Source organism: Pseudomonas sp. IT-P260 (genome assembly GCF_949768395.1).
GTDB lineage: Bacteria > Pseudomonadota > Gammaproteobacteria > Pseudomonadales > Pseudomonadaceae > Aquipseudomonas > Aquipseudomonas parakoreensis.
Genome location: NZ_CATKPO010000040.1, coordinates 398,609 through 424,726, shown reverse-complemented (window position 1 = coordinate 424,726; position 26,118 = coordinate 398,609). Strand labels below are relative to the sequence as shown.

Genomic DNA, 26,118 nt, shown 5'->3' with positions numbered 1-26,118 from the left:
GCCAACATTCAGGCACGCAACAACATATACCCCGCCACCACCAGACACACGCTGGCAAACCCCACCTGCAACGTCCGCGCTGGCACCCGCGCACAAAGCTTGCGGCCGATGATCATGCCGACGATGCTGGCGACGATAAACGCCGTGCCCTGTGCGTCAATCCGCACGCCTGCGTGAAACGATCCGATCACGCCAATCGCCGAAATCAGGCTGATCACCATCAGCGACGTCGCCACGATCCCGCGCATCTGCACATCGGTCAGTTGCTTGAACGCCGGCACGATCAGGAACCCTCCGCCGACGCCGAGCAAGCCCGAAACCACACCCGTCACCGCGCCCAGCGCCGCAAGAGTCGCGGTGCATTTGGCGGTCCAGTCGAAGCGCCCGGTCTGTTCATTGAGCATGCAGTTCTTCTGCCCCCAGCTCGCATGGCCGTGGTCGCTCGGCCCCTCTTGCGCACGCTCGCGGCGCAACATCCGCCACGCGACCATGACCATCAGCAGACTGAAGAGGATCATCAGGATCTTCTCCGGCAACTGGTGCGCAAAATAGATACCCAGCGGCGAAAACACCGCACCGAGCGCGGCAATCAGCAGCGCCGCGCGATAACGCACCAGACCATGACGCAAACCGTCGATGGCGCCCACTGCCGCCGCACTGCCCACGGCGAACAACGCCACGGGCGCGGCCTGAGTCATGCTCCAGCCGAGGCCGAGCACCAGCGCCGGCACCGCGAGAATCCCGCCGCCCGCCCCGGTCAGTCCGAGAATCAGCCCCATCAACACGCCAAACAGACTTGCCAGCAACATAGGGAGTTCTCAGTCGACTTTGGACAAACCGGTCAGCCACTCGCGGCCCTTGAGCATGCCGTTCCAGTAGAACCACGGCAGCAGCGTCGCCTTGAGAAACCACGCCGAGCGGCGCGGCACGGTCGCATCGAGGGCGAAGGTCGGCAGCAACTTCCCGCCGTAGCCGAACTCGGCGAGGATCACCTTGCCCTTCTCCACCGTCAGCGGGCAGGAACCGTAGCCGTCGTACTTCAGTGGCAGCGGCTGCCGCTTGCGCAGCGCCAGAAGGTTTTCGGCGACGACCACGATCTGCTTGCGCACGGCCGCAGCGGTTTTTGCGTTAGTGGTGCCGCAGATGTCACCGAGGCCAAACACTTCGGGGTATCGCGGATGTTGCAGGCTGTGCGGATTGACTTCGCACCAGCCAGCAGCGTCGGCCAGCGGGCTCTGGGCGATGAACTCCGGCGCGACTTGCGGCGGCACAACATGCAGCAGGTCAAAGGTTTTCGCCTGTGTGGTGACGTTGCCGTCAGCGTCCTTGATCTCGAACCAGGCGGTTTTCGCCGGGCCGTCGACCTTGACCAAATTGCTGTTGAAAGCCAGTTGCGCGTTGTACTTTTCGATGTACTTCATCAGCGGCGGCACGAAGGTCGCGACACCGAACAGCGCGGCGCCGGCGAGGTTGAACTCGACGTTAACGTTGTTCAGCACAGCGGTTTTGCGCCAGTGATCGCACGACAGGTACAACGCCTTCTGCGGCGCGCCGGCGCATTTGATCGGCATCGCCGGCTGAGTAAACAGGGCCTTGCCGCCGTGCAGTTTCTGCACCTGATCCCAGGTGTACTGCGCATGCTGGTAGCTGTAGTTGGACGTCACGCCATGCTGGCCGAGGCTTTCCTGCAGGCCTTCGATTTTCTCCCAGGCCAGACGCAGGCCGGGGCAGACGATCAGGTTCTGGTAGTTGACGCGGCGTCGATCGTTGAGCGTGAGTTGACGGGTGTCGGGATCCACCGCTGTCACCGCCGCCTGAATCCAGGTGGCCTGACGCGGCATCACTTTGCTCATCGGCCGCGCGGTGTCCTTGACGTCATAGGCGCCACCGCCGACCAGCGTCCACGCCGGTTGGTAGTAGTGCTGAGCACTCGGCTCAATGACCGTAATGTTCAGAGTGGGATCACGCTTGAGCAGACTGGCGACGAAACCGATGCCGGCGGTGCCGCCGCCGATGACCACGATGTCTGCACTGATGGATGGGCCCCAGTGTTGATCGTTCATTGCTTGTTCCTTATTGCTGCACGCAAGGATTTTCCGGCCAATCTACAAATGCCCTGTGGGAGCGAGCCTGCTCGCGAAGGCGATGTGTCAGTAGGTCAAAGTATTGACTGATACACCGCTTTCGCGAGCAGGCTCGCTCCCACAGGGAATGTAGGGGTTGGCTGACATTTATGGGTGGCCCCAGCTCTTGAGCACCGCCCCGCAATACAGTCCGGACAGGGTCTTCATCACCTGAATCACTTCAGGGCTGGCCAGGCCGTAAAAGATGTATTTGCCTTCGCGGCGGGTCGCCACCAGGCCTTCATCGCGCAGGATGCCCAACTGCTGGGACAGCGTCGGCTGGCGCACGCCGGTGATTTTTTCCAGCTCGCCGACGTTGCGTTCGCCCTGAGTCAGCTGGCACAGGATCAACAGGCGATCCTCATTGGCCAACGCCTTGAGCAGCGCGCAGGCCTTGGAGGCGGACGCCCGCAGTTGGGCGACTTCACATTCGGTCAGACTGGATTGCATTTGCACGATGCCTTCAACGTCACTTAAGCTGCGAACATTATGTTTTTAGATAAAGTGTTGCAACCCATTTCCCTGATTCAGGTTGGTGTCCATGCCCGCGCAGATTGAAGCTTTCCTCGACCCCGCCTCCTCGACCTACAGCTACGTGGTCTATGAAGCCGATGGCGGGCAATGTGCAATCGTCGATCCGGTGCTCGATTACGACGGCGCCGCCGGTCGCACCAGCACCGTACAGGCCGACAAAATCATCGCCTTCGTCCGTGACCATCACCTGCAGGTGCAATGGCTGCTGGAAACCCACGCCCACGCCGACCACCTGTCCGCCGCGCCGTACCTGCGCCGCGAACTGGGCGGCAAGATCGCCATCGGTCAGTCGATCAGCAAAGTGCAGAATGTGTTCAAGGCGCTGTTCAATCTGGAGCCGGAATTCTGCGTCGACGGCTCGCAGTTCGATCACCTGTTCGCGCCGAACGAGTCGTTCAGGATCGGCAACCTCAAAGCCACCGCCCTGCACGTCCCCGGCCACACCCCGGCAGACATGGCTTACCTGATCGACGGCGAACAGATTCTGGTCGGCGACACGCTGTTCATGCCCGACGTCGGCACCGCCCGCTGCGACTTCCCCGGCGGCGACGCGCATCAGCTGTTCAACTCGATCCACAAACTGCTGGCCTTCCCCGCCAGCGTCAAACTCTACGTCTGCCACGACTACCCGCCCGACGGCCGCGCCGCGCACTGTCAGACCACGGTCGGTGAGCAGCGCAAGAGCAATATTCATGTGCATGACGGGATCGACGAGGCGGCGTTTGTCGAGATGCGCACCAAGCGTGACGCCGGGTTGGGCATGCCGACGCTGTTGCTGCCGGCGATTCAGGTGAATGTGCGGGCGGGGAATTTTCCGCCAGCCGAGGATAACGGCGTCGTGTATCTGAAGGTGCCGATCAACAAGCTTTAAAAGCAAAAGATCGCAGCCTTCGGCAGCTCCTACGCAGGGCACGCATCAGCGGTATACCTGTAGGAGCTGCCGCAGGCTGCGATCTTTTGATCTTCAGGACCCGAGGGTCAATCCATTCGCTGGCAACGGCAACGCCGTCTTGTAGCGCACCTGCTTCAAGGCAAAACTCGACCGAATGTTCGCCACCCCCGGCACCTTGGTCAGAAAGTCCATCATGAAGCGCTCCAGCGCCTGAATCGTCGGCACCAGCACGCGGATCAGATAGTCCGGGTCGCCGGCCATCAGGTAGCACTCCATCACCTCGGGGCGGTCGGAAATCGCCTCTTCGAAATGCTGCAACGCCTCCTCGACCTGCTTCTCCAGACTGACGTGAATGAACACGTTCACATGCAGCCCCAGCAGATCGGCATCCAGCAGCGTCACCTGCTCGCGAATCAGTCCTAATTCCTCCATTGCCTTGACCCGGTTGAAACACGGCGTCGGCGACAGGTTCACCGAGCGTGCGAGGTCGGCGTTGGTGATGCGCGCATTCTCCTGAAGGCTGTTGAGAATGCCGATGTCGGTACGGTCCAGTTTGCGCATGAGACAAAACCACCTGTTTTTTATGTTTATGCAGAATTTCTATCTGCAAATCGTCTCCAGCGCAACGAAACAGAGAGAAATATTCTTCTGGCCCGGGCCTATGATTGTTGTAGGACAAGATTTCTTTCACCCAAGAATGATTGCCAGCTCACTACAAGAAATTCACAAGATCGAGCGTAGAAGCCATGACCCAAGCGTATGAACCGCTGCGTCTGCACGTCCCTGAACCCTCGGGCCGCCCAGGCTGCAAAACCGACTTCTCCTACCTGCATCTGACCGATGCCGGCACGGTGCGCAAACCTTCCATTGACGTAGAACCCGCCGACACCGCCGACTTGGCGCGCGGGCTGATTCGGGTGCTCGACGATCAGGGCAACGCCCTCGGCCCCTGGGCTGAAAATGTGCCGGTCGAGATCCTGCGCAAGGGCATGCGCGCCATGCTCAAGACGCGGATCTACGACAACCGCATGGTGGTCGCCCAGCGCCAGAAAAAAATGTCGTTCTACATGCAAAGCCTTGGCGAAGAAGCCATCGGCAGCGCCCAGGCCCTGGCCTTGAACATCGACGACATGTGCTTCCCGACGTACCGCCAGCAAAGCATCCTGATGGCCCGCGAAGTGCCGCTGGTCGACCTGATCTGCCAACTGCTGTCCAACGAGCGCGATCCGCTCAAGGGCCGGCAGTTGCCAATCATGTACTCGGTCAAGGACGCCGGTTTCTTCACCATCTCCGGCAACCTCGCGACTCAATTCATTCAGGCCGTCGGCTGGGGCATGGCCTCGGCAATCAAGGGCGACACCAAAATCGCCTCGGCGTGGATCGGTGACGGTGCCACCGCCGAATCGGACTTCCACACCGCCCTCACCTTCGCCCACGTTTACCGCGCGCCGGTGATTCTCAACGTGGTCAACAACCAATGGGCAATCTCGACCTTCCAGGCCATCGCCGGAGGTGAAGCCACCACCTTCGCCGGACGTGGCGTCGGTTGCGGCATCGCCTCGTTGCGCGTCGATGGCAACGACTTCTACGCAGTCTACGCCGCCTCCGCCTGGGCGGCTGAACGCGCCCGGCGCAACCTCGGCCCGACCATGATCGAGTGGGTCACCTACCGCGCCGGCCCGCACTCGACCTCCGACGATCCGTCGAAATACCGTCCTGCCGACGACTGGAGCCACTTCCCGCTGGGCGATCCGATTGCCCGCCTGAAGCAGCACCTGATCAAGGTCGGCCACTGGTCGGAAGAAGAGCACGCCGCCGTCAGCGCCGAACTAGAAGCCGAGGTGATTGCCGCGCAGAAACAGGCCGAACAGTACGGCACCCTCGCCGGCGGCCAGATTCCAAGCGCCGCGACCATGTTCGAAGACGTCTACAAAGAGATGCCGGAGCACTTGAAGCGCCAGCGTCAGCAGTTGGGGATCTGACATGAACGATCACAACAACAATATTCAGTTGGAAACCGCCATGACCACGACCACCATGACCATGATCCAGGCCCTGCGCTCGGCCATGGATGTGATGCTTGAGCGTGACGACAATGTGGTGGTGTTCGGGCAGGACGTCGGCTACTTCGGCGGCGTGTTCCGTTGCACCGAAGGCTTGCAGACCAAGTACGGCACCTCGCGGGTATTCGACGCACCAATCTCCGAAAGCGGCATCGTCGGTGTGGCGGTGGGCATGGGCGCCTACGGCTTGCGTCCGGTGGCCGAGATTCAGTTCGCCGACTATGTCTACCCCGCTTCCGATCAGATCATTTCCGAAGCCGCCCGTCTGCGTTATCGCTCGGCCGGCGAGTTCACCGCGCCGATGACCCTGCGCATGCCCTGCGGCGGCGGTATTTACGGCGGCCAGACCCACAGCCAGAGCATCGAGGCGATGTTCACTCAGGTCTGCGGCCTGCGCACCGTGATGCCCTCCAACCCGTACGACGCCAAAGGCCTGCTGATCGCCTCCATCGAAAACGATGACCCGGTGATCTTCCTCGAGCCTAAGCGCCTGTATAACGGCCCGTTCGACGGCCACCACGACCGCCCGGTAACCCCGTGGTCGAAACACCCGCAAGCTCAGGTGCCGGACGGCTACTACACCGTGCCGCTGGATGTTGCCGCCATCACCCGTCCGGGCAAGGACGTGACGGTGCTGACCTACGGCACCACCGTTTACGTCTCGCAAGTTGCCGCAGAAGAAAGTGGCGTGGATGCCGAAGTCATCGACCTGCGCAGCCTGTGGCCGCTGGACCTGGACACCATCGTCAAATCGGTGAAAAAAACCGGTCGTTGCGTGGTGGTGCACGAAGCCACCCGCACCTGCGGTTTCGGCGCCGAGCTGGTAGCGCTGGTTCAAGAGCATTGCTTCCATCACCTGGAAGCGCCGATCGAACGCGTCACCGGTTGGGACACACCTTACCCGCACGCGCAAGAGTGGGCGTATTTCCCAGGGCCGTCCCGAGTGGGCGCGGCGTTGAAACGGGTCATGGAGGTCTGAATGGGCACGCACGTTATCAAGATGCCGGACATCGGCGAAGGCATCGCAGAAGTAGAGCTGTCGCAGTGGCACGTCAAGGTCGGTGATCTGGTGGTTGAAGACCAAGTGCTGGCGGACGTGATGACCGACAAGGCAATGGTCGATATTCCGTCACCGGTACACGGCAAAGTGATTGCCCTCGGCGGTCAGCCGGGGGAAGTGATGGCGGTCGGCAGTGTGCTGATCAGCATCGAAGTGGAAGGTGCCGGCAATCTGAAGGAGTCGGACAAACCGGCGCCTGTTGCGGCGAAAGAAGCGCCAGTCGCACCCAAAGTTGAAGCTGTCGTTGAAAGCAAACCTGCCGCCGCTGCCGCACCGCGTCCGGCGGCTGCCGTTTGCCAGGGCCCGATGGTTGCCCGCGAAGCCGATGAACGTCCGCTGGCCTCGCCGGCGGTGCGCAAACATGCGCTGGATCTGGGCATTCAGTTGCGTCTGGTGCGCGGTTCCGGCCCGGCCGGCCGTGTGCTGCACGAAGACCTCGAAGCCTATCTGGCGCAGGGGCAGTCGAACGCTTCGGCACCGCTCGCCGCCGCTTACGCCCAGCGCAACGACGAAGAACAGATTCAAGTAATCGGCATGCGCCGCAAGATCGCCCAACGCATGCAGGACGCCACGCAGCGTGCCGCGCACTTCAGCTACGTCGAGGAAATCGACGTCACCGCCATCGAAGAGCTGCGTGCGCACCTCAACGAAAAACACGGCGCCAGCCGGGGCAAGTTGACCTTGCTGCCGTTCCTGGTGCGCGCGTTGGTCGTGGCCCTGCGCGACTTCCCGCAGATGAACGCCCGTTACGACGATGAAGCCCAGGTCATCACCCGCCTTGGCGCGGTGCATGTCGGCGTCGCCACGCAAAGCGACGTCGGCCTGATGGTGCCGGTGGTGCGTCACGCCGAAGCACGCAGCCTGTGGGACAGCGCCGCAGAAATCTCGCGTCTGGCCAACGCCGCCCGCAATGGCAAGGCCAGCCGCGACGAATTGTCCGGCTCGACCATCACCCTGACCAGCCTTGGTGCGCTGGGCGGCATCGTCAGCACGCCGGTGCTGAACCTGCCGGAAGTGGCCATCGTCGGCGTGAACAAAATCGTCGAACGGCCGATGGTCGTCAAAGGCCAGGTGGTGATCCGCAAGATGATGAACCTCTCCAGCTCCTTCGATCACCGCGTGGTCGACGGCATGGACGCGGCGCTCTTCATCCAGGCCATTCGTGGTCTGCTCGAACAACCCGCGACCCTGTTTGTGGAGTGACGCCATGCAAACCTTGAACACCACGCTGCTGATCATTGGCGGCGGCCCCGGCGGCTACGTCACGGCGATTCGCGCCGGGCAACTGGGCATTTCGACGATTCTGGTCGAGGGCCAATCGCTGGGCGGCACCTGCTTGAACATCGGCTGCATTCCGTCGAAAGCGCTGATTCATGTAGCCGAGCAGTTTCACCAGACTCAACACCACAACCAGCATTCGGCGCTGGGCATCAGCGTTTCCGCGCCGACCCTCGACATCACTAAAAGCGTCGAGTGGAAGGACGGCATCGTCGATCGCCTGACCACCGGTGTCGCCGCGCTGCTGAAAAAGAACAAGGTCCAGGTCATCCATGGCTGGGCCAAAGTCATCGACGGCAAAACCGTCGAGGTCGGCGATACACGCATCCAGTGCGAGCATCTGGTGCTGGCCACCGGTTCGACCAGCGTCAACCTGCCGATCCTGCCGATTGGCGGGCCGATCATCTCCTCCACCGAAGCGCTGGCACCGAAGTCCGTGCCCAAACGTCTGGTGGTGGTCGGCGGCGGTTATATCGGTCTGGAGCTGGGCATTGCTTACCGCAAGCTCGGCGCCGAAGTCAGCGTGGTCGAGGCGCAGGATCGCATCCTGCCGGCCTACGACGCCGAGCTGACGCAACCGGTGCACGAAGCGCTGAAACAACTGGGCGTGAAGCTCTATCTCAAACACAGCGTGCTGGGTTTCGACGGCACCTTGCAGGTGCGTGACCCGAACGGCGACACCCTCAATCTGGAAACCGATCAGGTGCTTGTGGCCGTCGGTCGCAAGCCGAATACGCAGGGCTGGAACCTTGAAGCGCTGAACCTGGACATGAACGGCTCGGCGATCAAGATCGACAGCCGCTGCCAGACCAGCATGCGCAACGTCTACGCCATCGGCGATCTCAGCGGCGAGCCGATGCTCGCCCATCGCGCCATGGCTCAGGGCGAAATGGTTGCCGAGCTGATCAGCGGCAAATCCCGCGAATTCAACCCGACCGCCATCGCCGCCGTGTGCTTCACCGACCCGGAACTGGTGGTGGTCGGCCAGACCCCGGACGAGGCCAAGGCTGCCGGGCTGGACTGCGTCGTTTCCAGCTTCCCGTTCGCCGCCAATGGCCGGGCGATGACCCTGGAATCGAAAAGCGGCTTCGTGCGCGTAGTCGCGCGTCGCGACAATCATGTGATTGTCGGCTGGCAGGCAGTCGGAGCAGGTGTTTCCGAATTGTCGACCGCGTTTGCGCAAAGCCTGGAAATGGGCGCGCGCCTGGAGGATATCGGCGGCACCATTCATGCGCATCCAACTTTGGGTGAAGCGGTGCAGGAAGCAGCGCTGCGGGCTTTGGGGCATGCGTTGCACCTGTGATGGTGGGTGGCTGTAATGGCCCCTTCGCGAGCAGGCTCGCTCCCACAATGGGAATGCATTTCAAATGTGGGAGCGAGCCTGCTCGCGAATTCTCAGGCGCAACCGGAATTATCTGTCTGTCATCCGATAGTCCGGGCTGCGAAACCGCTCCAGAATGAAGTATTGTTGTGCCCATCCAAAAAAACGTCAGAAGCCTTGAACCGTTTCGACGGTTGTTCAGTGATAGAGGGTGTCATGGGTAACGAAAGCATCAATTGGGACAAGCTGGGTTTTGACTACATCAAGACCGACAAACGCTATCTGTCGTACTTTCGCAATGGCGAGTGGGACAAAGGCACCCTGACCGAAGACAACGTGCTGCACATCAGCGAAGGCTCGACGGCCCTTCACTATGGCCAGCAGTGCTTCGAAGGCCTGAAGGCTTATCGTTGCAAGGACGGCTCGATCAACCTGTTCCGTCCCGACCAGAACGCCGCGCGCATGCAGCGCAGCTGCGCCCGCCTGCTGATGCCGCACGTATCGACCGAGCAGTTCATCGAAGCGTGCAAAGAAGTGGTTCGCGCCAACGAGCGCTTCATCCCGCCATACGGCACCGGCGGCGCGCTGTACCTACGTCCGTTCGTGATCGGCGTGGGTGACAACATCGGCGTGCGCACCGCGCCAGAGTTCATCTTCTCGGTATTCGCGATCCCGGTCGGCGCCTACTTCAAGGGCGGCCTGACCCCGCACAACTTCCAGATCTCCAGCTTCGACCGCGCCGCGCCACAAGGCACTGGTGCGGCCAAGGTCGGTGGCAACTACGCCGCCAGCCTGATGCCGGGCTCCCAGGCCAAGAAGGCGCACTTCGCTGACGCCATCTACCTGGATCCGCTGACCCACAAGAAAATCGAGGAAGTCGGTTCGGCCAACTTCTTCGGGATCACCCACGACAACAAATTCGTCACCCCGAACTCGCCCTCCGTACTGCCAGGCATCACCCGCCTGTCGCTGATCGAACTGGCGAAAACCCGTCTGGGCCTGGAAGTGGTGGAAGGCGACGTGCTGATCGACAAACTGTCGGACTTCAAGGAAGCCGGCGCCTGCGGTACCGCTGCGGTGATCACCCCGATCGGCGGCATCAGCTACAACGACCACCTGCACGTGTTCCACAGCGAAACCGAAGTCGGCCCGGTCACCCAGAAGCTCTACAAAGAGCTGACTGGCGTGCAGACCGGCGACATCGAAGCGCCAGCGGGCTGGATCGTCAAGGTTTGATCTGACGGCTGCAGATGCACAAAAGCCCCCCATCGAGTGATCGATGGGGGGCTTTTTATTGGAAGCAAGATCAAAAGATCCCAGCCTGCGGCAGCTCCTACACAGATCTCCTGTAGGAGCTGCCGCAGGCTGCGATCTTTTGATTTTCTATTTCAGCGCAATCCGTTTGCCGGCTCGCGCAGCAATCCCGCTGGCCTGACCGTTCTGTTGCTTGCCCGTGCGCGCCTGGGTAATCAATCCGGGAATCAACTCCCCTTCCGGCAGATTCTTCCAGAAACGCACCGGCAAGTGCCCTTGCATGACCTTCTCGTTCAACCGCGCCGGGTTGAAGATGTGGCTGTAGTACGTCAGCCACAACTCGCCGTGCGGGTCATCGACGTTCTGCGCCAGTTGCTGCCATTCCAGCGGGCATTGGCGTTGATGGATCAATTGCTCGCCATCGTAATAAACCCCGTCACGCGGGGTGGCGATCAACCAGCGATGCCGGCCCATGCGCCCGATGAAATGCTCGCTGGCGCTGTGCAGGATGTCGTGGGCCGGCTCGTGCCATGCGACGTATTGCGGGCCCGGCTGATCCTGCGGGCGTTCGATGAAACGCACGAACGCATGCAAATGGTGGGCTTCGCGGTGTACCTGCTTGATGCGCCGCTGCAACTCGCTGCCGAGTTTATCGCCGGCCATCATCGCTGTGCGGTCGCCGTGGCTGACTCGCCACAGCACTTCATACAACAGACTCCAGCGCTGGTCGCCCCGGTAGCGTGCGGCTTGCTCCAGGGTGTCAAGCAGTGCGCGGGGGATGCGTGCCTGAAAAGGCCCCTGCCCCTCCGGCACATGTACGTCACTGGCAAACAGATCGCTCACCCCTTCCGACGCCCAACTCACCAGACTCGGGTCGACTTCATGGCTGAGCAGCCAGCGCGCCTGTTGGCGCCAGGTGTCGAACAGGTCGTCGCAATCGAGATTGATCATCCCCACAATCCCATCTGCTGCGGCTGCGGCCGGTCGCGCAGTTGCTGATAGAGCATGTGGCTGGTGACTTCAGCCTGCTGCGGGTGGTAGTCGCTGGTGATGATGAAGGGCTTGGCCTTGGCCAGCACACAGCGCATGCGTGCCACGTCTTCGTAGCGAATGCGCCGTTGCTGGCGCAATTGCACCAGACGTTCGGTGGTACGCAGGCCAATGCCCGGGATGCGCGCGATCAGCGACGGCTCGGCGCGGTTCAGGTCCAGCGGAAACACTTCGCGATTCTGCAGCGCCCAAGCCAGTTTGGGGTCGATGTCCAGCGCCAGATTACCCGGGCCCTTGAGCAACTCATCAGCGTTGTAGCCGTAGCTGCGCAGGAGGAAATCGGCTTGATACAGACGGTGTTCGCGCATCAGCGGTGGCGCGGCCAGCGGCACGCTTTTCGGGCTGTCGGGAATCGGACTGAAGGCCGAGTAGTAGACGCGGCGCAAGCGGTAGTTGCCATACAGCGACTGAGCGCTGTGCAGGATCGTGCTGTCGTCGGTGTCATCGGCGCCGACGATCATTTGCGTGCTCTGCCCGGCGGGAGCGAATTTCGCCGAACGCGGTTCGTTGAGCACCGTTTGCACGCCGGTGTAAATGGTGTTCATCGCTTGCTTGATCGAACCGATCTGTTTCTCCGGCGCCAGGGTTTGCAGGCTGGCATCGGTGGGCAGTTCGATATTGACGCTGAGGCGATCGGCATAACGCCCGGCCTCCTCGATCAATGCCGGATCGGCCTCGGGAATGGTCTTGAGGTGAATGTAGCCGCGAAACTCATGCTGTTCGCGCAACAGTTTTGCCACGCGTACCAGTTGCTCCATGGTGTAATCCGCCGAACGGATGATCCCGGAACTGAGAAACAGTCCGCTGACGCAGTTGCGCCGGTAGAAATCCAGGGTCAGCGTGACCACTTCCTCGGGGGTGAATCGTGCACGCGGCACATCGCTGGAGCGGCGGTTGACGCAGTACTGGCAATCGTAGAGACAGAAGTTGGTCAGGAGAATTTTCAGCAACGACACACAACGACCGTCCGGCGTGTAGCTGTGGCAGATGCCCATGCCATCGGTCGAGCCCAACCCGCTCTTGCCTTCGGAGCTGCGCTTGGGCGCACCGCTGCTGGCGCAGGAAGCGTCGTACTTGGCGGCGTCGGCGAGAATGCTGAGCTTGTCGATGATTTGCATGGCGGAGACTCGATACTGGTTATGCGTACAGTATCGAGTCTATTGGATTGACACAAGGTGCAAAACGGGATCGAAAGATCGCAGCCTTCGGCAGCTCCTACAGGGACTGGGCAGGGCCGAGAATTATCGGGTGTACGCGATTACTGCAGGAGCTGCCGCAGGCTGCGATCTGTTGACCTTCGCGTCGAACGGCAACTCAAGACCAAACCGCGTACCCATTGCCTTGCGCCCCGCCACGGTCAGTGCCAACGCCCGACTATCAAGATCCTGCGTCACCCACTTGCGTTTCAACGCCATCTGCAACAACGCCGCGCCCAACGAACCGCCCAGATGCGGCCGACGCATGCTCCAGTCCAGGCACGGGCAAGCGAACTTGCGGCGCAAGGTACTCAAGTCCTGCACCTCAATACTCAAACCCACGAACAGCGCCTCGCCACTCTCGCTCAAGCGATAAGCCCGCTCGTCGGTTTCCACCAGCCATCCCGCCGTGAGCAAACGGTCATGCAGCAATACCGCCAGCGTGCCAGCCATATGGTCATAGCAGGTGCGCGCGAATTGCAGACGATCTGGAGTGTGCGGCTTGAAGCTCGGCGCGGCGTTCTGGCCGATCACCATCAACGCTTCCAGCGCCTGCGCCACCCGTTGATCGGCGAGGCTGTAATAACGATGGCGGCCCTGTACGTGCAAGCGCACCAGCGACAGACCCTTGAGTTTGGCCAGGTGCGCGCTGGCAGTGGACGCGCTGACCTCGGCAACGGCGGCCAATTCAGTGCTGGTGCGGGCGTGGCCGTCCATCAGCGAGCAGAGGATTTTGGTGCGTGCCGGTTCGGCGATGGCGGCTGCCACCTGCGAAACGCCGATGTCTTGATGTTCTGCGTGCATATTTCGCTCCCCGACGAATCGTCCTCGCTGCGAACTGAAGATACTCGCATCACTTTCCCGACGACAAGGTTGTGAACCATGGACCCGATCATCGCTGCGACGCATGCCGATCCCTACCCTTACTACGCCAAACTGCGCGCCGAGGGCGGACTGACCTTTGATCATGGATTGAAACTGTGGGTCGCCAGCAGCGCCCGAGCGGTGCGTGCGGTGCTGACGCATGCCGATTGTCGGGTGCGGCCGCTGCAGGAACCGGTGCCCAAGGCGATTGCTTCGGGGACGGCCGGCCAGGTATTCGGGCAGTTGATACGGATGAACGACGGCGAACGTCAGCGCTGCCCACGCTCTGCGGTGGAACCGGCGCTGCAGTTGATCGATGACGATCAGGTACGCGCATTGGTGGCAGCACGGCTGATGACCGCGGACGCCGACGGCTTGTATAAGGCGATGTTTCGCGGCCCGGTGTGCGTGGTCGCGACGCTGCTCGGCTTCACCCCGGCGCAAAGCCGGGCGATCAGTGAGCTGACGGCGGATTTCGTCGCCTGCCTGTCGCCGTTGAGCAATGACCTGCAACTGGCGGCGGCGCATGTGGCGGCTGAGCAATTGCGCGGTTATTTCATCGAGTTGCTGGCTGAAGCCAACAGCGACTTGCTCCAGGCTATCGAGCAGCGATTCGCAGGGGACAAAGAAACCCTGATCGCCAACCTGATCGGTCTCTGCTCGCAGACATTTGAGGCGACTGCCGGGCTGATCGGCAATGCACTGATAGCGCTGCAACGTCAGCCCGAGTTGCGTGACGCCTCTGTGGACGCACTGTTGGCCGAGGTTCAGCGCTTTGATCCGCCGGTGCAGAACACTCGGCGCTTTGTCGCACAGACTTGCGAGATCGATGGCGTGCGGCTCGAGGCTGGCGAGGTGATTCTGGTGCTGCTGGCCTCGGCCAACCGCGATCCTTTGTTAAATGCAGAGCCCGAGCGGTTTCTGCTGGATCGTCCTGACCGGCGCAGTTTCAGCTTTGGCAGCGGCCGGCATCAGTGTCCGGGGCAGACACTGGCGCTGAGCATTGCCGCTGCGACTGTCAGAAAAATCCTTGATCAGGGTATGAATCTGCAACAACTGACGTGGCATTACCGCCCTTCCCTCAACGGGCGGATTCCACTGTTCAGCGCAGTGCGACCTTAAGCGCTGCGCAACTCAATGGTCAGGTGCGACAACTCATGCACTGGCGCCAGCCGTTCGCGGATCGCCTCCGCCGTCACGCCCGCCGCCGCGACCACACTGACAATCGCCGCCCGCGCCTGCGGGCCGACCTGCCAGACATGCAGATCGCTGATGCGCACATCGTCGGAGGTTTCCAGCAACTCGCGGATCTCCGCTGCCACCGGTTCGTCGGTGGTGTCGAGCAGCACCGCGGCGCTGTCGCGCATCAGGTTGTACGCCCATTTCGCGATGACAATCGAACCGACAATCCCCATCGCCGGGTCCAGCCATACCCAACCGAGATAGCGCCCGGCCAGCAACGCGGCAATCGCCAGCACCGAGGTCAGGGCGTCGGCCAGCACATGGACGTAGGCCGAGCGCAGATTGTTGTCGTGATGGTGATGATGATCATGACCGTGGTCATGCTGATGGCCGTGGTCATGGCCGTGATGGCCCATCAACAGGAAGGCGCTGAGGACGTTTACGCCCAACCCGACAATCGCAATAACAGTGGCTTCGCCAAACGCCACGGTGGTCGGTTCGAACAAACGAAAAATCGACTCGCCGGCAATGCCCAGCGACACCAGCCCCAACACCATCGCCGAAGCAAATCCGGCCAGATCGCCGACTTTGCCGGTGCCGAAACTGTAGCGGCGGTTGTTGGCATTGCGCCGGGCAAAACCATAGGCTGCCGCGGCGATACCCAACGCGCCGGCATGGGTCGCCATGTGGAAACCATCGGCCAGCAGGGCCATGGAGCCGGTGATGTAGCCGGCGGCGATCTCGCCGATCATCATCACGAACGTCAGCGCCACCACCCACAAGGTGCGGCGGGCGTTTTCGTCGTGAGATGCGCCGAGAAACTGGTGATCGTGGCTGAAACGCTCAGCGCTTGGGGTCAGGCTCATGATGCTGATGCTCTATTTGGAATAACGGCGGATGGCTTGCAACAGATCTTCGGCGCCCTGGGCGCGCTGTTCGTCGGTGAGGTCGGGATGCGCCACGTGCTCACGGGTGTGGGCCTCGATGAACTGCTCCATCAACCCGTTGACCGCCCCGCGAATCGCCGCCACCAGGTGCAAGGTCTTGGCGCAATCGGCATCGCCTTCCAGCGCTTTCTCCACCGCCTGCACCTGCCCGGCAATCCGCCGCACGCGGTTGAGCAACTCGCCTTTGTGTTCGTGAATGTGCGACATACCTATACCCCCTACCCCTATATGGCGCGCATAATCGCCGATGGCTTGGGCAATCGCAAGTTCGGTGAGCATTCAAGGGATGAACGGGAAACGGAAAGTGACTTCACTCCCACTGCGGGAGCAAGCCTGCTCGCGCAGGAGCCCTCTCTACTATCGAATATCCGAAGGTCAAACCCGGGAAAAAAGGCTGATCCATGAAGAGTTACTCACCCGAATCCAAGCGCTTTTTCAAGCGTCTGCTTGCCTAACTGATGCGCACACTTACTCAGTCAAGCCTCGACGATTTACTTAACGGTTGGATGGGTTAATTAAGCTGCGATACCACAAACTTGATTTTTTACATTTGTAACAATCACTTGGATTTCAGACCCTTCCTACAGCTATAAAAAGCACCTTCATATAGCGTCCGCATCGCTTTCAAAAACGATGTAACAAGGACGCTGATGGTGCGTAAAAAAGATATGCCCCGTGTTCAAAACCCACCGGCTGGTGACGGTCACCACATTACCAGCCGCTACATGACAACCAGCGAACTGGCGGAGCGGGAGGCAAGACAATCTGCTTATGACGATATGCTGGCCAGGCAGCAGGCGTATGAGGATCGATTGATCAAACAACCGCTAAAGTATCAGCGCGATGTTAAAGGCTGTGTGTTTACCAAAAGCTGCAAACTCCCTGATGGTGTTATCAATCACACAAGCCCCGCCGGGTTTATACCGGTAGAGAGGCTGGCCGACTTTGGAGAGTTTTCCCTGCTAGGCGGCCGCGAACGAGACGCCGTCGGAAACATACCACTGAAAAAAATCCACGGCAGGCACTTGCCCAACTCAGCAGGAACGCTTGCTCTAGGGCTGACTGCCGTAGCAGGCACAAGTGGTAGCGCAGTGAACGGTGCAGCCTTGGCGACGGGAGGTTTAGGTGCTGGAGCATTACTCGGAATAGTCGCACTGCTGTGGCCATCGAGTTTGGGCGACAGTTCTCTGTACACAGAAGAACAACTCAAATCACTCGACAAAGGCCGAACTCGTGTCCGACTGCACGTAGAACAACAGCCTGACGGCACTCTGAAAGGGTACGGATATAACACCCAGACGCGCAGTGATTGGGAGATGATTCCTGTCGTAAAGTTCGTCGAGCAAGGAACGCAACAAGTTGCGGACTTCGGTAATGGGGCAGCACTGATCTGGACTCCCGTTGTTGACCCTTCCAGTACCACGGGAATCCCGCCACTGGAAAGCGCGCCGCAAGCGCCACAGATATGGATTTATCCGCCGACAGAACAGGCGGACAAAATCATCGTCAACCCGATTTATCCGCCGCAATATCAGGACTTCATTCTGGTGTTCCCGGCCAACTCAGGGATCAAACCGCTTTATATTGTCCTGGCGCTTGAATTCGACGCGGCGAGTTACCACGGAAAAAAAGATACACCCGTCAAAAGTAAGGGGCCTACCAATGGTCAGGAAGCATTGGAAAACTCTGTTCAGGTAAAGCCCACATCGCCCCGCCGAATTGGTGTCGATCCGGATACAAATGAGCTAGTTGTCTTTGACCGCACGGGCGGAGATATCTACCACGGCCACGTACGGGCATGGGATAAACTTCATCAAGATATGAAAAATGCACTGATCAAAGCCAAAAAAGTAGACAACAAAGGCAATATCCTCGGAGCAAAAAAATGAGCCTCATTTATCAAGACCCATCACTCAGCCATGATGAAGCCATAAGACGCCTCGCCAGCGACTTGGACGAAAGTGTCGTTTCCGCTCTGGTGTCTATCGGTCTGAACGAAACCGACAGAGCCTGGGCTCAAGACACCTGCCTGAAATATCTCACCAACAAAACTGAAGCGATTGTGGCATCTGCGATTACCGCTCTCGGCCACATCGCTCGCCGCCATGGCGAAATGAATACCGAAACCGTCCTGCCCGCGCTCGAAACCGTTCAGAGGAGGTTCCCCGCTCTGAAGGGCATCATTGAGGACACGCTTGACGATATCGACACATTCACCTGACCCGCCGGACGAGTGCTCAAATTACAGAGATTGGGATGAGGGTCCCCCCTCATCCGGACAGTTTCGACACTCGCTACCCTCAATCCTCCCGCGTCAAAACCTCCAGCAACTCAATCTCAAACACCAGATTCGAATTCGGCGGAATCTTGCCCATCGTTCGTTCGCCGTACCCCAGATGCGCCGGCACCAGCAGTTTGCGCTTGCCGCCGACCTGCATGCCCATCAGCCCCTGATCCCAGCCCTTGATCACCCGGCCCGTGCCAATCACGCACTGGAAAGGTTTGCCTCGGCTGTGGGAGGAATCAAACTCGCTGCCGTCTTCCAGCCAGCCGGTGTAATGGGTGGTGATCAGTGCGCCTTTGACGGCGGCCTTGCCCTCGCCCACCTGGAGATCGATTACCTGCAGTTCATCATTCATGCCATTCACTCTATTGTTCAGCTGGCCGCCGTTTTCCCAGAAATGGCGGCTGTTCGCAACTCATTAACGAAGATTGGCGCTGTATCCGAAGTGACTGACAACCCATTAAGATAGCCAACCGCCATTACTTCACGGATCGATTGTTCATGCTGGCAGTTCCCGAATGACTGACCTCTGGATCAGCCTTGCCCTTGGCGTTGTCATGCTTGGATTGATCGTCGTGCTGATCTGGCGCGAGCGCGGTTTGCGCAAGCAACTGGACGAATACCGCGAGCTGCTGACCCGCGCCGCCGAACGCCAGAACATCCACCAGGACGGTGACGCCGAGCGTTTCAAACGCAGCCAGTACTTTGCCCGCATCGGCACTTGGGATTGGGAAGTCGACACCGACCGGCTGTACTGGTCGGACGCGATCTACGGCATGTTCGGGTTCAAGATCGGCGAGATCACCCCGTCTTATGCGCTGTTCTGCGCCTGCGTGCACCCGGACGACCGCGTCAGGGTGCGCGAGGGTGAATTGCGTTGCCTGGAGACCGGTGAAAACCACGACGAGGAATACCGCGTGGTCTGGCCCGACGGTACGATTCGCTGGCTGCGGGAAACCGGCAATGTGGTGCGCAACGACCACGATGCGGTGATCAAGATGATGGGTGTGGTGCGCGACATCACTGAGGAAAAAGCCTCGGCGAGTTACCTTCAGCACCTCGCCCACTTCGACCCGTTGACCGGTCTGCCCAATCGTCTGGTGCTTGAAGAGCGTTTATCCGAAGCACTGGAACAGGCGCGCCGCAGCCTGACCCGCGTGGCACTGGTGTTTATCGATCTCAATGGCTTCAAGGCGATCAACGACCATTACGGTCACGCCGCCGGCGACCGCGTGCTGATCACCACTGCGACGCGTCTGAAACGCATCCTGCGCGCCACCGACACCGTCGCACGGATTGGCGGCGACGAATTCGTGGTGATCCTGCAAGGCCTGGCCCCGAGCCTCAACCTGCAGGAGGAAGCCCGCAGCATCTGTCAGAAGATTTTCATCGAACTGTCGCCGCCGATCAGCATCGGCAACGACCAGCGCCACATCGGCACCAGCCTTGGCGTCGCGGTATTTCCCGACCATGCGCCAACCATGGACCGACTGCTGCACATTGCCGACCTGGCGATGTATGAGGCCAAGCGCAGTGGGAACAATCAGTATCGGTTGGGGGGTGGGCAGGTATTAAATCAGGGTCGAGTGGATTTGCTCAGTCAGGAGGCAAGCCAAACACAACGCCATTGAAAGTATGGGTACAACAATGGCAATAGGGTTTCATCTCCTCGGCCTTCAAACCCGGGTTGACGATTTGCAGACGTTTTTGCTCATCGACGTACAGGCCATTGAAGTAACTCGACTCACCCAGTCGCACGATCTCCTCGCGATCGTCGTCATGGATGGACACTATCCAGAACACTGGCTCCGGACGATCCAGGCGCGCCACCGCCTCACTGAAAATCTCATCCCAGTTGCCTCCGACACGAGAAAGCAGAAAGCGAAATAGTGGGGTGTAATCGTAGCCGTGATGCTTGATCCCGTGCATCGAACCCCGCGTTGCCTCGCTGCGCCTCTCGGCTTTGGTATTGCGCTCATACCGATAGTGGCTGCCCTGATTGTTGCGCCAGACGTTGTGGGCAGTGGTATTTACCTTGCGATAAAGCGGTTTCTTTTCCAACGATTGCTCCTGACATCCAGTCACTCGAAACGCCTTTCGGGTTTTACTCGAATGGTGCCCGAATGCAATCGACCGTCCATGGCCAATTGTTGCCGAAGTGCTTAACGCTCGACAGGCTGCATCTCGACAATGGTGCCGTTGGTGATCATGACCATCACGTACTTGTCGTTGATCTGCACCCACTGCGCCTGGTCGACCGGTGCTTTCAAGCCTTTCTGTTTCCAGTTTTTCAAAGCTTTGTCGCTGCGCTGATAAATGTCTGGAGCGCGGTCGTTGACCTTCAATTCACGGTCGCTGGTCGGTGACTGGACGGTGGGTTCGCTTGAGGTTTGCGCCGCTTGAACAAGTGGGCTGATCCCGGCAATGCCGGCGACGAGGGCCAGGCTGGCGATTAGGGTTTTGCTGTTCATCGGTGAACCTCCTTCAGGTGTGTGATGCCTGTACTCCGACTGCGGAGGACTGGAATCATTCCTTGTTTTTTGCGTGGACTGGCCGGGGATTGTAGTTGTCCGTGAGGCCGCTATCGCTGGCAAGCCAGTTCCCACAGTTTTTCTTGGTGTTGCAGGAACAGCGGGTACACCAAAAAATTGTGGGAGCTGGCTTGCCAGCGATGGCGTCGGCACATTCAGCCTCTTCATGACCTGACACACCGCTTTCGCGAGCAGGCTCGCTCCCACAGGTTAGACGGTGTTTTCAGGATTGATCCGCTTTGCGCATCAATCCATGCCAACAATGCAATTAACATCCTGTTACAGCTGCGCGACCATCCGCCGCAATAACAACCGTGCGCCGCTTCCACGTCGCGCACGTCATAAAAGCGGTGGAGATCTTTTCTATGACAGCCTCAATCCCACACGGCGGCTCGCGGGCCGGCGCCATTTTCCGGGTGACCTCGGGCAACTTCCTCGAACAGTTCGACTTCTTTCTGTTCGGCTTCTACGCCACGCAGATCGCGGCGGTGTTCTTCCCGGCGAGCAGTGAATTCGCTTCCCTGATGATGACCTTTGCCGTATTCGGCGCAGGCTTTCTGATGCGTCCGCTGGGCGCTATTGTGCTTGGCGCCTATATCGACGACGTCGGTCGTCGCAAGGGGTTGATCGTTACGCTGTCGATCATGGCCAGTGGCACGATCCTGATTGTGCTGGTGCCCGGATACGAGACCATTGGTCTGTTTGCGCCAGCGCTGGTGTTGGTCGGACGGCTGTTGCAGGGCTTCTCCGCCGGTGCGGAATTGGGCGGTGTTTCGGTGTACTTGTCGGAAATCGCCACACCGGGCCGCAAAGGTTTTTTCACCGCCTGGCAGTCGGCCAGTCAACAGGTGGCGATCATCGTCGCGGCGGCGCTGGGCTACGCGTTGAACGCTTGGATGGCGCCGAGCGTGGTGGCCGATGGGGGCTGGCGGATTCCGTTTTTCGTCGGCTGCCTGATCGTGCCGTTCATCTTCCTGCTGCGCCGTAACCTGGCGGAAACCGAAGAATTCGCCGCACGCAAACACCGTCCGAGCATGAAGGAAGTGTTCCGCACCCTCGGCCAGAACTGGGGCGTGGTACTCGGTGGCATGTTGATGGTCGCGTTGACCACCACCGCGTTCTACCTGATCACCGTGTACGCGCCGACCTTCGGCAAAACCGTGCTGCACCTGAGCACCTCCGATGCGTTGCTGGTGACCTTGCTGGTGGGCGTGTCTAACTTCTTCTGGCTGCCGATTGGCGGCATGTTGTCCGACCGCATCGGCCGGCGTCCGGTGTTGATTGCGATGTCGCTGCTGGCGCTGGCCAGCACCTACCCGGCGCTGTCGTACCTGGTGCAGGCGCCGAGCTTCAGTCACATGTTGCTGTCGCTGTTGTGGCTGTCGTTCATCTACGGCATGTACAACGGCGCGATGATTCCGGCGCTGACCGAGATCATGCCGGTGGAAGTGCGGGTGGCCGGCTTCTCCCTCGCCTACAGTCTGGCGACCGCGATTTTCGGTGGTTTCACCCCGGCGATGTCGACCTTCCTGATCCAGTACACCGGCGACAAAGCGGCGCCGGGTTACTGGATGAGCGTCGGCGCACTGTGTGCGTTGGGCGCCACGCTGTACCTCTATCGCCGCGCAGGCGGCCGTCTGCAACCGGTTGCCGCATAAGGAGCAACACCTTGAAAAAACTGATCAATCTCAGCGCCATCGCCCTCTTCGCGTTCAGCGCCCTGGCCCATGCTGAACAGCTGAACGTGATGACGTCGGGCGGCTTCACCGCGGCCTACAAAATCCTCGGCCCGAAATTCGCGGCGGCCACCGGCAACACCCTCGACACCCAGCTCGGCCCGTCGATGGGCAAGGCGCCGGAAGCGATCCCCAACCGCCTCGCCCGTGGCGAACACGCCGACGTGGTGATCATGGTCGGCTACGCCCTCGATGACCTGATCAAACAGGGCAAGGTCGACCCGGCCTCGCGGGTCGAACTGGCCGATTCACGGATCGGTCTGGTAGTGCGTGAGGGCGCGCCGAAGCCGGACATCAGCAGCGTCGAAAACCTGAAGAAAACCCTGCTCGACGCAACATCGGTGGCCTATTCCGACAGTGCCAGCGGCGTGTACATCGAGAAGGAGTTGTTCAACAAACTCGGCGTAGAAGATCAGCTGAAACCTAAGGCGAAAATGATCCCGAAAGTCCCGGTCGGTTCGGTGGTTGCCACCGGCGATTATCAACTGGGCTTCCAGCAGGTCAGCGAATTGCTGCCGGTGCCGGGGGTCAGTTTTGTCGGCAAGATTCCGGAATCGGTGCAGTCGGTGACGCGTTTTGCCGCCGGCATCCCGGTCGGTGCGCAACATCCAAAAGAGGCCAAGGCCCTGCTCGACTACCTCGCCGCGCCTGCCGCTCAGGCTGACGTGCAGGCCACCGGGCTGGATTCGGTCAAGCGCTGATCGTTGGCGGCTGGACTTTCATTTCCACCACCAGCCGTTCCAGCTCCAGTGCTGCCGGGGTCAACGTGCGACCCCGGCGCTTGATGATGCCGACACTGCGCATCACTTGCGGATCGGTCAGCGGCACCCGGGTCAGGATCGGATGATCCGGCCCGGGCATCGCCATCAGCGGCACCGCCGCCACGCCAAGCCCCGCTTCCACCAGACCAATCATCGTCGTCACATGCCGCGTCTCGCAGATGCTCTGGCGTTGCGGCACCACTCGGCTCAAGGCCTGATCGAGCAGAAACCGGTTGCCGGACGTCTTGTCCAGCGAGATGTAATCCTGCTGATAGAACTCGTCCCAGCTCACGCTGCTGCGCCCGGCCAACGGATGATCACGGCGACAGGCGACAACGTAGCACTCCTGCACAAGCGGTTCGAAATCGACTTTGGCATCCTGTGTGCCGATAAAGCTCAAACCGAAATCCGCCTCGCCATTGACCACCGCACTGAGCACGTCGTGGGCGCTGGAATCGAGGACTTTGACCTTGATGCGGGGGAATTGCCGGTGATAGCGGGCGACCACGCGCGGCATGAAGTAGTACGCCGCCGACGGCACGCAGGCCACGGTGACGTGGCCCATTCGCGTCGAAGCGACTTCGCTGATGCCCAGCAACGCCACATCCAGATCATCCAGCAAACGCTCGACGCTGGGCATGAAGCCGCGCCCGGCCTGAGTCAGGCTGACTTTGCGCGTGGTGCGCTCGAACAGTTTTACGCCGAGGGCGTCCTCGAGCTTTTCGATGCGTCGGCTCAAGGCCGGTTGTGACAGGCGCACGGTGTCGGCGGCCTTGCGGAAGCTGCCCTGCTCGACCACCGCGCGAAAAGCCTGCAGGTCGTTGAGATCGAAGTTGATGGCCATGGCGGACTCGGAAAGACTGATTCGCGAAGGCTATCAATGTAACCATTTGATGCAAATAATTACAGATTTACACTGGCTCACTGTAGGAGCTGCCGAAGGCTGCGATCTTTTGATCTTGTTTTTGAAGATCAAAAGATCGCAGCCTTCGGCAGCTCCTGCACGGGATCTTCGGTGGATCTTGAATCGTTTCAGCCTTTATCCTTGTCACCCCCCGCCGTACCGCTGTCAGGAGTCAACCCATGCCCCATGAAGGCAACCTGTTACAAGCCGCTGTCGTGTTTCTGTTCGCCGCAGTGCTCACCGTGCCCTTGGCCAAACGTCTGCAACTGGGCGCAGTGCTCGGTTATCTGTTGGCGGGGGTGATCATTGGCCCGTCGGTACTCGGTCTGATCGGTAATCCGCAAAGTGTCGCGCATATTTCCGAACTGGGCGTGGTGCTGCTGTTGTTCATCATCGGCCTAGAACTGTCGCCGCGGCGCTTGTGGGTGATGCGCAAGTCGGTGTTCGGCGTCGGTCTGGCGCAGGTGCTGCTGACAGCGGCGGTGATCGGCGTCCTGGCGTTGTATGTGTTCGGTCAGCCGCTGAACAGTGCAATTGTGCTCGGCCTTGGCCTGGCGCTGTCGTCCACCGCATTCGGCCTGCAGAGCCTGGCCGAGCGCAAGGAACTCACCAGCCCGCATGGGCGGCTGGCGTTTGCGATTCTGCTGTTTCAGGACATCGCCGCGATCCCGTTGATCGCGCTGGTGCCGATGCTCGCCGGCAGCGCGCATGCCACCAGCAACGCGGAAAGCCTGAATCACGGTTTGCAAGTACTCGGCGGGATCGCCGTGGTGGTGGTCGGCGGGCGTTATCTGTTGCGTCCGGTGTTCCGCGTGGTGGCAAAAACCGGTCTACCGGAAGTGTCTACCGCCACCGCATTGCTGGTGGTGATCGGTACGGCGTGGCTGATGGATCTGGTCGGCGTGTCGATGGCCCTCGGGGCTTTCCTTGCCGGCCTGCTGCTGGCGGACTCCGAATATCGGCATGAGCTGGAAGCGCAGATCGAGCCGTTCAAGGGCTTGCTGCTCGGGCTGTTTTTCATCAGCGTCGGCATGGGCGCCAACCTGAGTCTGCTGCTGAGTGCGCCGATCACCGTACTGGGCCTGACGCTGTTGCTGATCGGCTTGAAGTTGCCGCTGCTGTTTGTGGTCGGGCGCCTGGCTGGTGGGCTGACCAAGGTCAGTGCGATTCGCCTGGGTATCGTGCTCGCGGCCGGCGGTGAATTTGCCTTTGTGGTGTTCAAGATCGGGCGCGATCAGGGCCTGTTCGAACCGCGCCTGTATGACTTGCTGGTGCTGACCATCACCTTGTCGATGGCCTTGACGCCGTTGCTGCTGCTGATCTGCGCACGGCTGGTCAGCCCGAAAGTGCAGCCGGTGGAAGTACCGGAGAAATTCCGCGAAATCGACACCGAGGCACCGCGCGTGGTGATCGCCGGCATGGGCCGGATGGGGCAGATCGTGGCGCGGATTCTGCGGGCGCAGAACATCAAGTTCGTAGCGCTGGACACTTCAGTGGAAACCATCGAACTGTCGCGCAGTTTTGGCGGCGTACCGGTGTTCTACGGCGACCCGATGCGCCCGGAAATCCTCAATGCGGCAAAGGTTGGCGAGGCGGAATACTTCGTGATTGCCACGGACGATCCGGAGACCAACATCAAGACCGCCGAGATCGTGCGCAAGCTGTATCCGCACATGAAGATCATCGCCCGCGCACGTAACCGTCAGCACGTGCACCGCCTGGTGGATGTCGGCGCCGAGCCGATTCGTGAGACCTATTACTCCAGTCTGGAAATGAGCCGCCGCACCCTGGTCGGCCTGGGTTTGACCCAGGCTCAGGCCGATGCGCGGATCAAGCGCTTCAAGCACCACGACGAGCAGGTGCTGGAGGCGCAGCACGCCGTTTACGACGACGCGGCGAAAGTCCTGCAGACCGCTCAGGAAGCCCGTGCGGAACTGGCGCGGCTGTTCGAATCGGATCAGTTGGAAGAGGAAGCGCGCAAGGTCTGACCTCCTTGCACAGATCCAAACTTCAGGCCGACAGGACTGACGCCTTCGCGGGCAAGCCCGCTCCCACAGATTTTGTGAACGACCGAAAACCCTGTAGGAGCTGCCGCAGGCTGCGATCTTTTGATCTTGATCTTAAAAAAACAAAATCAA

At 60.3% G+C, this 26,118-nt stretch carries 26 protein-coding genes; 13 read left to right on the top strand and 13 right to left on the bottom strand.

The annotated features are described in order from the left end of the window. Positions 1–8 precede the first annotated feature (8 nt). The 3 genes from ACM6HV_RS20985 to ACM6HV_RS20975 all read right to left on the bottom strand — a co-directional run bounded on the left by ACM6HV_RS20985 (position 9) and on the right by ACM6HV_RS20975 (position 2,573). Positions 9–809: a sulfite exporter TauE/SafE family protein gene (locus tag ACM6HV_RS20985; RefSeq protein WP_253150938.1), complete on the bottom strand. Its 801-nt coding sequence runs from the start codon at positions 807–809 to the stop codon at positions 9–11. A 9-nt stretch (positions 810–818) separates the two neighbouring features. Beyond that, positions 819–2,063, bottom strand: a complete 1,245-nt coding sequence (locus ACM6HV_RS20980) for an FAD-dependent oxidoreductase (protein WP_414905201.1) — start codon at positions 2,061–2,063, stop codon at positions 819–821. 168 nt (positions 2,064–2,231) lie between these two features. Beyond that, on the bottom strand, positions 2,232–2,573 hold the full coding sequence (locus tag ACM6HV_RS20975; protein WP_041073332.1) for an ArsR/SmtB family transcription factor: 342 nt from the start codon (positions 2,571–2,573) through the stop codon (positions 2,232–2,234). Positions 2,574–2,664: 91 nt separating this feature from the next. Between ACM6HV_RS20975 and ACM6HV_RS20970 the strand changes: the two genes are divergently transcribed. Beyond that, positions 2,665–3,528 carry an MBL fold metallo-hydrolase gene (locus tag ACM6HV_RS20970; protein ID WP_414905200.1) on the top strand — a complete coding sequence of 288 codons (864 nt, stop codon included), beginning with the start codon at positions 2,665–2,667 and terminating at the stop codon, positions 3,526–3,528. A 93-nt stretch (positions 3,529–3,621) separates the two neighbouring features. On the opposite strand, the gene bkdR is transcribed toward ACM6HV_RS20970, so the two are convergent. Next, on the bottom strand, positions 3,622–4,110 hold the full coding sequence (gene bkdR / locus ACM6HV_RS20965; RefSeq protein ID WP_027613216.1) for a Bkd operon transcriptional regulator BkdR: 489 nt from the start codon (positions 4,108–4,110) through the stop codon (positions 3,622–3,624). A 185-nt stretch (positions 4,111–4,295) separates the two neighbouring features. Between bkdR and ACM6HV_RS20960 the strand changes: the two genes are divergently transcribed. The 5 genes from ACM6HV_RS20960 to ACM6HV_RS20940 all read left to right on the top strand — a co-directional run bounded on the left by ACM6HV_RS20960 (position 4,296) and on the right by ACM6HV_RS20940 (position 10,507). Next, a complete protein-coding gene (locus ACM6HV_RS20960) occupies positions 4,296–5,531 on the top strand; it encodes a 3-methyl-2-oxobutanoate dehydrogenase (2-methylpropanoyl-transferring) subunit alpha (RefSeq protein ID WP_003224001.1) in 1,236 nt (411 codons plus the stop codon). Position 5,532: 1 nt separating this feature from the next. Further along, positions 5,533–6,591, top strand: coding sequence for an alpha-ketoacid dehydrogenase subunit beta (locus ACM6HV_RS20955; protein ID WP_041073339.1), 1,059 nt, complete (start codon positions 5,533–5,535; stop codon positions 6,589–6,591). Beyond that, complete coding sequence (locus ACM6HV_RS20950; RefSeq protein WP_414905199.1) at positions 6,592–7,875, top strand: dihydrolipoamide acetyltransferase family protein; 1,284 nt, start codon at positions 6,592–6,594, stop codon at positions 7,873–7,875. 4 nt (positions 7,876–7,879) lie between these two features. Then, positions 7,880–9,253, top strand: a complete 1,374-nt coding sequence (gene lpdA, locus ACM6HV_RS20945) for a dihydrolipoyl dehydrogenase (protein WP_145595448.1) — start codon at positions 7,880–7,882, stop codon at positions 9,251–9,253. A 234-nt stretch (positions 9,254–9,487) separates the two neighbouring features. Continuing rightward, positions 9,488–10,507, top strand: a complete 1,020-nt coding sequence (locus ACM6HV_RS20940; protein ID WP_047293591.1) for a branched-chain amino acid aminotransferase — start codon at positions 9,488–9,490, stop codon at positions 10,505–10,507. A 147-nt stretch (positions 10,508–10,654) separates the two neighbouring features. On the opposite strand, the gene ACM6HV_RS20935 is transcribed toward ACM6HV_RS20940, so the two are convergent. The 3 genes from ACM6HV_RS20935 to ACM6HV_RS20925 form a co-directional block, all read right to left on the bottom strand. After that, positions 10,655–11,476 carry a TIGR03915 family putative DNA repair protein gene (locus ACM6HV_RS20935; protein WP_414905198.1) on the bottom strand — a complete coding sequence of 274 codons (822 nt, stop codon included), beginning with the start codon at positions 11,474–11,476 and terminating at the stop codon, positions 10,655–10,657. Further along, positions 11,473–12,693, bottom strand: coding sequence for a putative DNA modification/repair radical SAM protein (locus tag ACM6HV_RS20930; protein ID WP_145595444.1), 1,221 nt, complete (start codon positions 12,691–12,693; stop codon positions 11,473–11,475). Before ACM6HV_RS20930 ends, ACM6HV_RS20935 begins: the two co-directional genes overlap by 4 nt. A gap of 123 nt (positions 12,694–12,816) precedes the next feature. Next, the gene (locus tag ACM6HV_RS20925) at positions 12,817–13,575 is read right to left on the bottom strand and encodes an ArsR/SmtB family transcription factor (protein ID WP_414905197.1); all 759 of its coding nucleotides are present in this window, start codon (positions 13,573–13,575) and stop codon (positions 12,817–12,819) included. Between the two features lie 78 nt (positions 13,576–13,653). Here ACM6HV_RS20925 and ACM6HV_RS20920 point away from each other — a divergent pair, with 78 nt between their 5' ends. Next, a complete protein-coding gene (locus ACM6HV_RS20920; protein WP_414905196.1) occupies positions 13,654–14,757 on the top strand; it encodes a cytochrome P450 in 1,104 nt (367 codons plus the stop codon). Here ACM6HV_RS20920 and dmeF read toward each other — a convergent pair. Further along, on the bottom strand, positions 14,754–15,683 hold the full coding sequence (gene dmeF, locus ACM6HV_RS20915) for a CDF family Co(II)/Ni(II) efflux transporter DmeF (protein ID WP_041073355.1): 930 nt from the start codon (positions 15,681–15,683) through the stop codon (positions 14,754–14,756). The two genes, ACM6HV_RS20920 and dmeF, sit on opposite strands and share 4 nt — an antisense overlap. A gap of 12 nt (positions 15,684–15,695) precedes the next feature. After that, positions 15,696–15,971 carry a metal/formaldehyde-sensitive transcriptional repressor gene (locus ACM6HV_RS20910; RefSeq protein ID WP_145595436.1) on the bottom strand — a complete coding sequence of 92 codons (276 nt, stop codon included), beginning with the start codon at positions 15,969–15,971 and terminating at the stop codon, positions 15,696–15,698. 443 nt (positions 15,972–16,414) lie between these two features. Between ACM6HV_RS20910 and ACM6HV_RS20905 the strand changes: the two genes are divergently transcribed. Then, on the top strand, positions 16,415–17,653 hold the full coding sequence (locus tag ACM6HV_RS20905) for an S-type pyocin domain-containing protein (RefSeq protein ID WP_145595433.1): 1,239 nt from the start codon (positions 16,415–16,417) through the stop codon (positions 17,651–17,653). Next, positions 17,650–17,985: a hypothetical protein gene (locus tag ACM6HV_RS20900; protein ID WP_145595431.1), complete on the top strand. Its 336-nt coding sequence runs from the start codon at positions 17,650–17,652 to the stop codon at positions 17,983–17,985. The genes ACM6HV_RS20905 and ACM6HV_RS20900 overlap by 4 nt, the downstream gene beginning before the upstream one ends. Before the next feature lie 79 nt (positions 17,986–18,064). Here the strand turns inward: ACM6HV_RS20900 and ACM6HV_RS20895 are convergent, their stop codons facing one another. Continuing rightward, on the bottom strand, positions 18,065–18,403 hold the full coding sequence (locus ACM6HV_RS20895) for an FKBP-type peptidyl-prolyl cis-trans isomerase (protein ID WP_041073359.1): 339 nt from the start codon (positions 18,401–18,403) through the stop codon (positions 18,065–18,067). A 163-nt stretch (positions 18,404–18,566) separates the two neighbouring features. Between ACM6HV_RS20895 and ACM6HV_RS20890 the strand changes: the two genes are divergently transcribed. Further along, positions 18,567–19,679, top strand: a complete 1,113-nt coding sequence (locus ACM6HV_RS20890; RefSeq protein WP_414905195.1) for a diguanylate cyclase domain-containing protein — start codon at positions 18,567–18,569, stop codon at positions 19,677–19,679. Here ACM6HV_RS20890 and ACM6HV_RS20885 read toward each other — a convergent pair. Then, positions 19,645–20,109: a hypothetical protein gene (locus tag ACM6HV_RS20885; RefSeq protein WP_414905194.1), complete on the bottom strand. Its 465-nt coding sequence runs from the start codon at positions 20,107–20,109 to the stop codon at positions 19,645–19,647. The genes ACM6HV_RS20890 and ACM6HV_RS20885 overlap by 35 nt on opposite strands. A 101-nt stretch (positions 20,110–20,210) precedes the next feature. Continuing rightward, entirely contained in the window at positions 20,211–20,519 is a 309-nt protein-coding gene (locus ACM6HV_RS20880) for an RcnB family protein (protein WP_027613230.1), read from the bottom strand. Between the two features lie 425 nt (positions 20,520–20,944). On the opposite strand from ACM6HV_RS20880, the gene ACM6HV_RS20875 reads away from it, so the two are divergent. Both ACM6HV_RS20875 and ACM6HV_RS20870 read left to right on the top strand, forming a co-directional pair. Next, the gene (locus ACM6HV_RS20875) at positions 20,945–22,237 is read left to right on the top strand and encodes an MFS transporter (protein WP_414905193.1); all 1,293 of its coding nucleotides are present in this window, start codon (positions 20,945–20,947) and stop codon (positions 22,235–22,237) included. Between the two features lie 11 nt (positions 22,238–22,248). After that, a complete protein-coding gene (locus ACM6HV_RS20870) occupies positions 22,249–23,016 on the top strand; it encodes a substrate-binding domain-containing protein (protein ID WP_414905192.1) in 768 nt (255 codons plus the stop codon). Here ACM6HV_RS20870 and ACM6HV_RS20865 read toward each other — a convergent pair. After that, positions 23,006–23,920, bottom strand: a complete 915-nt coding sequence (locus ACM6HV_RS20865) for a LysR family transcriptional regulator (RefSeq protein WP_041073367.1) — start codon at positions 23,918–23,920, stop codon at positions 23,006–23,008. The genes ACM6HV_RS20870 and ACM6HV_RS20865 overlap by 11 nt on opposite strands. Before the next feature lie 239 nt (positions 23,921–24,159). On the opposite strand from ACM6HV_RS20865, the gene ACM6HV_RS20860 reads away from it, so the two are divergent. Beyond that, positions 24,160–25,968: a monovalent cation:proton antiporter-2 (CPA2) family protein gene (locus tag ACM6HV_RS20860; protein ID WP_041073369.1), complete on the top strand. Its 1,809-nt coding sequence runs from the start codon at positions 24,160–24,162 to the stop codon at positions 25,966–25,968. Positions 25,969–26,118: the final 150 nt, after the last annotated feature.

Excerpts from the sequence above, each read along its gene's own strand:
- ACM6HV_RS20900 (WP_145595431.1), top strand. The coding sequence starts at position 17,650 with ATGAGCCTCATTTATCAAGACCCATCACTCAGCCATGATGAAGCCATA.
- bkdR (WP_027613216.1), bottom strand. The coding sequence starts at position 4,110 with ATGCGCAAACTGGACCGTACCGACATCGGCATTCTCAACAGCCTTCAG.
- ACM6HV_RS20910 (WP_145595436.1), bottom strand. The coding sequence starts at position 15,971 with ATGTCGCACATTCACGAACACAAAGGCGAGTTGCTCAACCGCGTGCGG.
- ACM6HV_RS20970 (WP_414905200.1), top strand. The coding sequence starts at position 2,665 with ATGCCCGCGCAGATTGAAGCTTTCCTCGACCCCGCCTCCTCGACCTAC.
- ACM6HV_RS20875 (WP_414905193.1), top strand. The coding sequence starts at position 20,945 with ATGACAGCCTCAATCCCACACGGCGGCTCGCGGGCCGGCGCCATTTTC.
- ACM6HV_RS20975 (WP_041073332.1), bottom strand. The coding sequence starts at position 2,573 with ATGCAATCCAGTCTGACCGAATGTGAAGTCGCCCAACTGCGGGCGTCC.
- ACM6HV_RS20860 (WP_041073369.1), top strand. The coding sequence starts at position 24,160 with ATGCCCCATGAAGGCAACCTGTTACAAGCCGCTGTCGTGTTTCTGTTC.
- ACM6HV_RS20880 (WP_027613230.1), bottom strand. The coding sequence starts at position 20,519 with ATGAACAGCAAAACCCTAATCGCCAGCCTGGCCCTCGTCGCCGGCATT.
- dmeF (WP_041073355.1), bottom strand. The coding sequence starts at position 15,683 with ATGAGCCTGACCCCAAGCGCTGAGCGTTTCAGCCACGATCACCAGTTT.
- lpdA (WP_145595448.1), top strand. The coding sequence starts at position 7,880 with ATGCAAACCTTGAACACCACGCTGCTGATCATTGGCGGCGGCCCCGGC.
- ACM6HV_RS20980 (WP_414905201.1), bottom strand. The coding sequence starts at position 2,063 with ATGAACGATCAACACTGGGGCCCATCCATCAGTGCAGACATCGTGGTC.
- ACM6HV_RS20935 (WP_414905198.1), bottom strand. The coding sequence starts at position 11,476 with ATGATCAATCTCGATTGCGACGACCTGTTCGACACCTGGCGCCAACAG.
- ACM6HV_RS20950 (WP_414905199.1), top strand. The coding sequence starts at position 6,592 with ATGGGCACGCACGTTATCAAGATGCCGGACATCGGCGAAGGCATCGCA.
- ACM6HV_RS20925 (WP_414905197.1), bottom strand. The coding sequence starts at position 13,575 with ATGCACGCAGAACATCAAGACATCGGCGTTTCGCAGGTGGCAGCCGCC.
- ACM6HV_RS20955 (WP_041073339.1), top strand. The coding sequence starts at position 5,533 with ATGAACGATCACAACAACAATATTCAGTTGGAAACCGCCATGACCACG.
- ACM6HV_RS20905 (WP_145595433.1), top strand. The coding sequence starts at position 16,415 with ATGGTGCGTAAAAAAGATATGCCCCGTGTTCAAAACCCACCGGCTGGT.
- ACM6HV_RS20890 (WP_414905195.1), top strand. The coding sequence starts at position 18,567 with ATGACTGACCTCTGGATCAGCCTTGCCCTTGGCGTTGTCATGCTTGGA.
- ACM6HV_RS20930 (WP_145595444.1), bottom strand. The coding sequence starts at position 12,693 with ATGCAAATCATCGACAAGCTCAGCATTCTCGCCGACGCCGCCAAGTAC.
- ACM6HV_RS20920 (WP_414905196.1), top strand. The coding sequence starts at position 13,654 with ATGGACCCGATCATCGCTGCGACGCATGCCGATCCCTACCCTTACTAC.
- ACM6HV_RS20960 (WP_003224001.1), top strand. The coding sequence starts at position 4,296 with ATGACCCAAGCGTATGAACCGCTGCGTCTGCACGTCCCTGAACCCTCG.
- ACM6HV_RS20985 (WP_253150938.1), bottom strand. The coding sequence starts at position 809 with ATGTTGCTGGCAAGTCTGTTTGGCGTGTTGATGGGGCTGATTCTCGGA.
- ACM6HV_RS20865 (WP_041073367.1), bottom strand. The coding sequence starts at position 23,920 with ATGGCCATCAACTTCGATCTCAACGACCTGCAGGCTTTTCGCGCGGTG.
- ACM6HV_RS20940 (WP_047293591.1), top strand. The coding sequence starts at position 9,488 with ATGGGTAACGAAAGCATCAATTGGGACAAGCTGGGTTTTGACTACATC.
- ACM6HV_RS20895 (WP_041073359.1), bottom strand. The coding sequence starts at position 18,403 with ATGAATGATGAACTGCAGGTAATCGATCTCCAGGTGGGCGAGGGCAAG.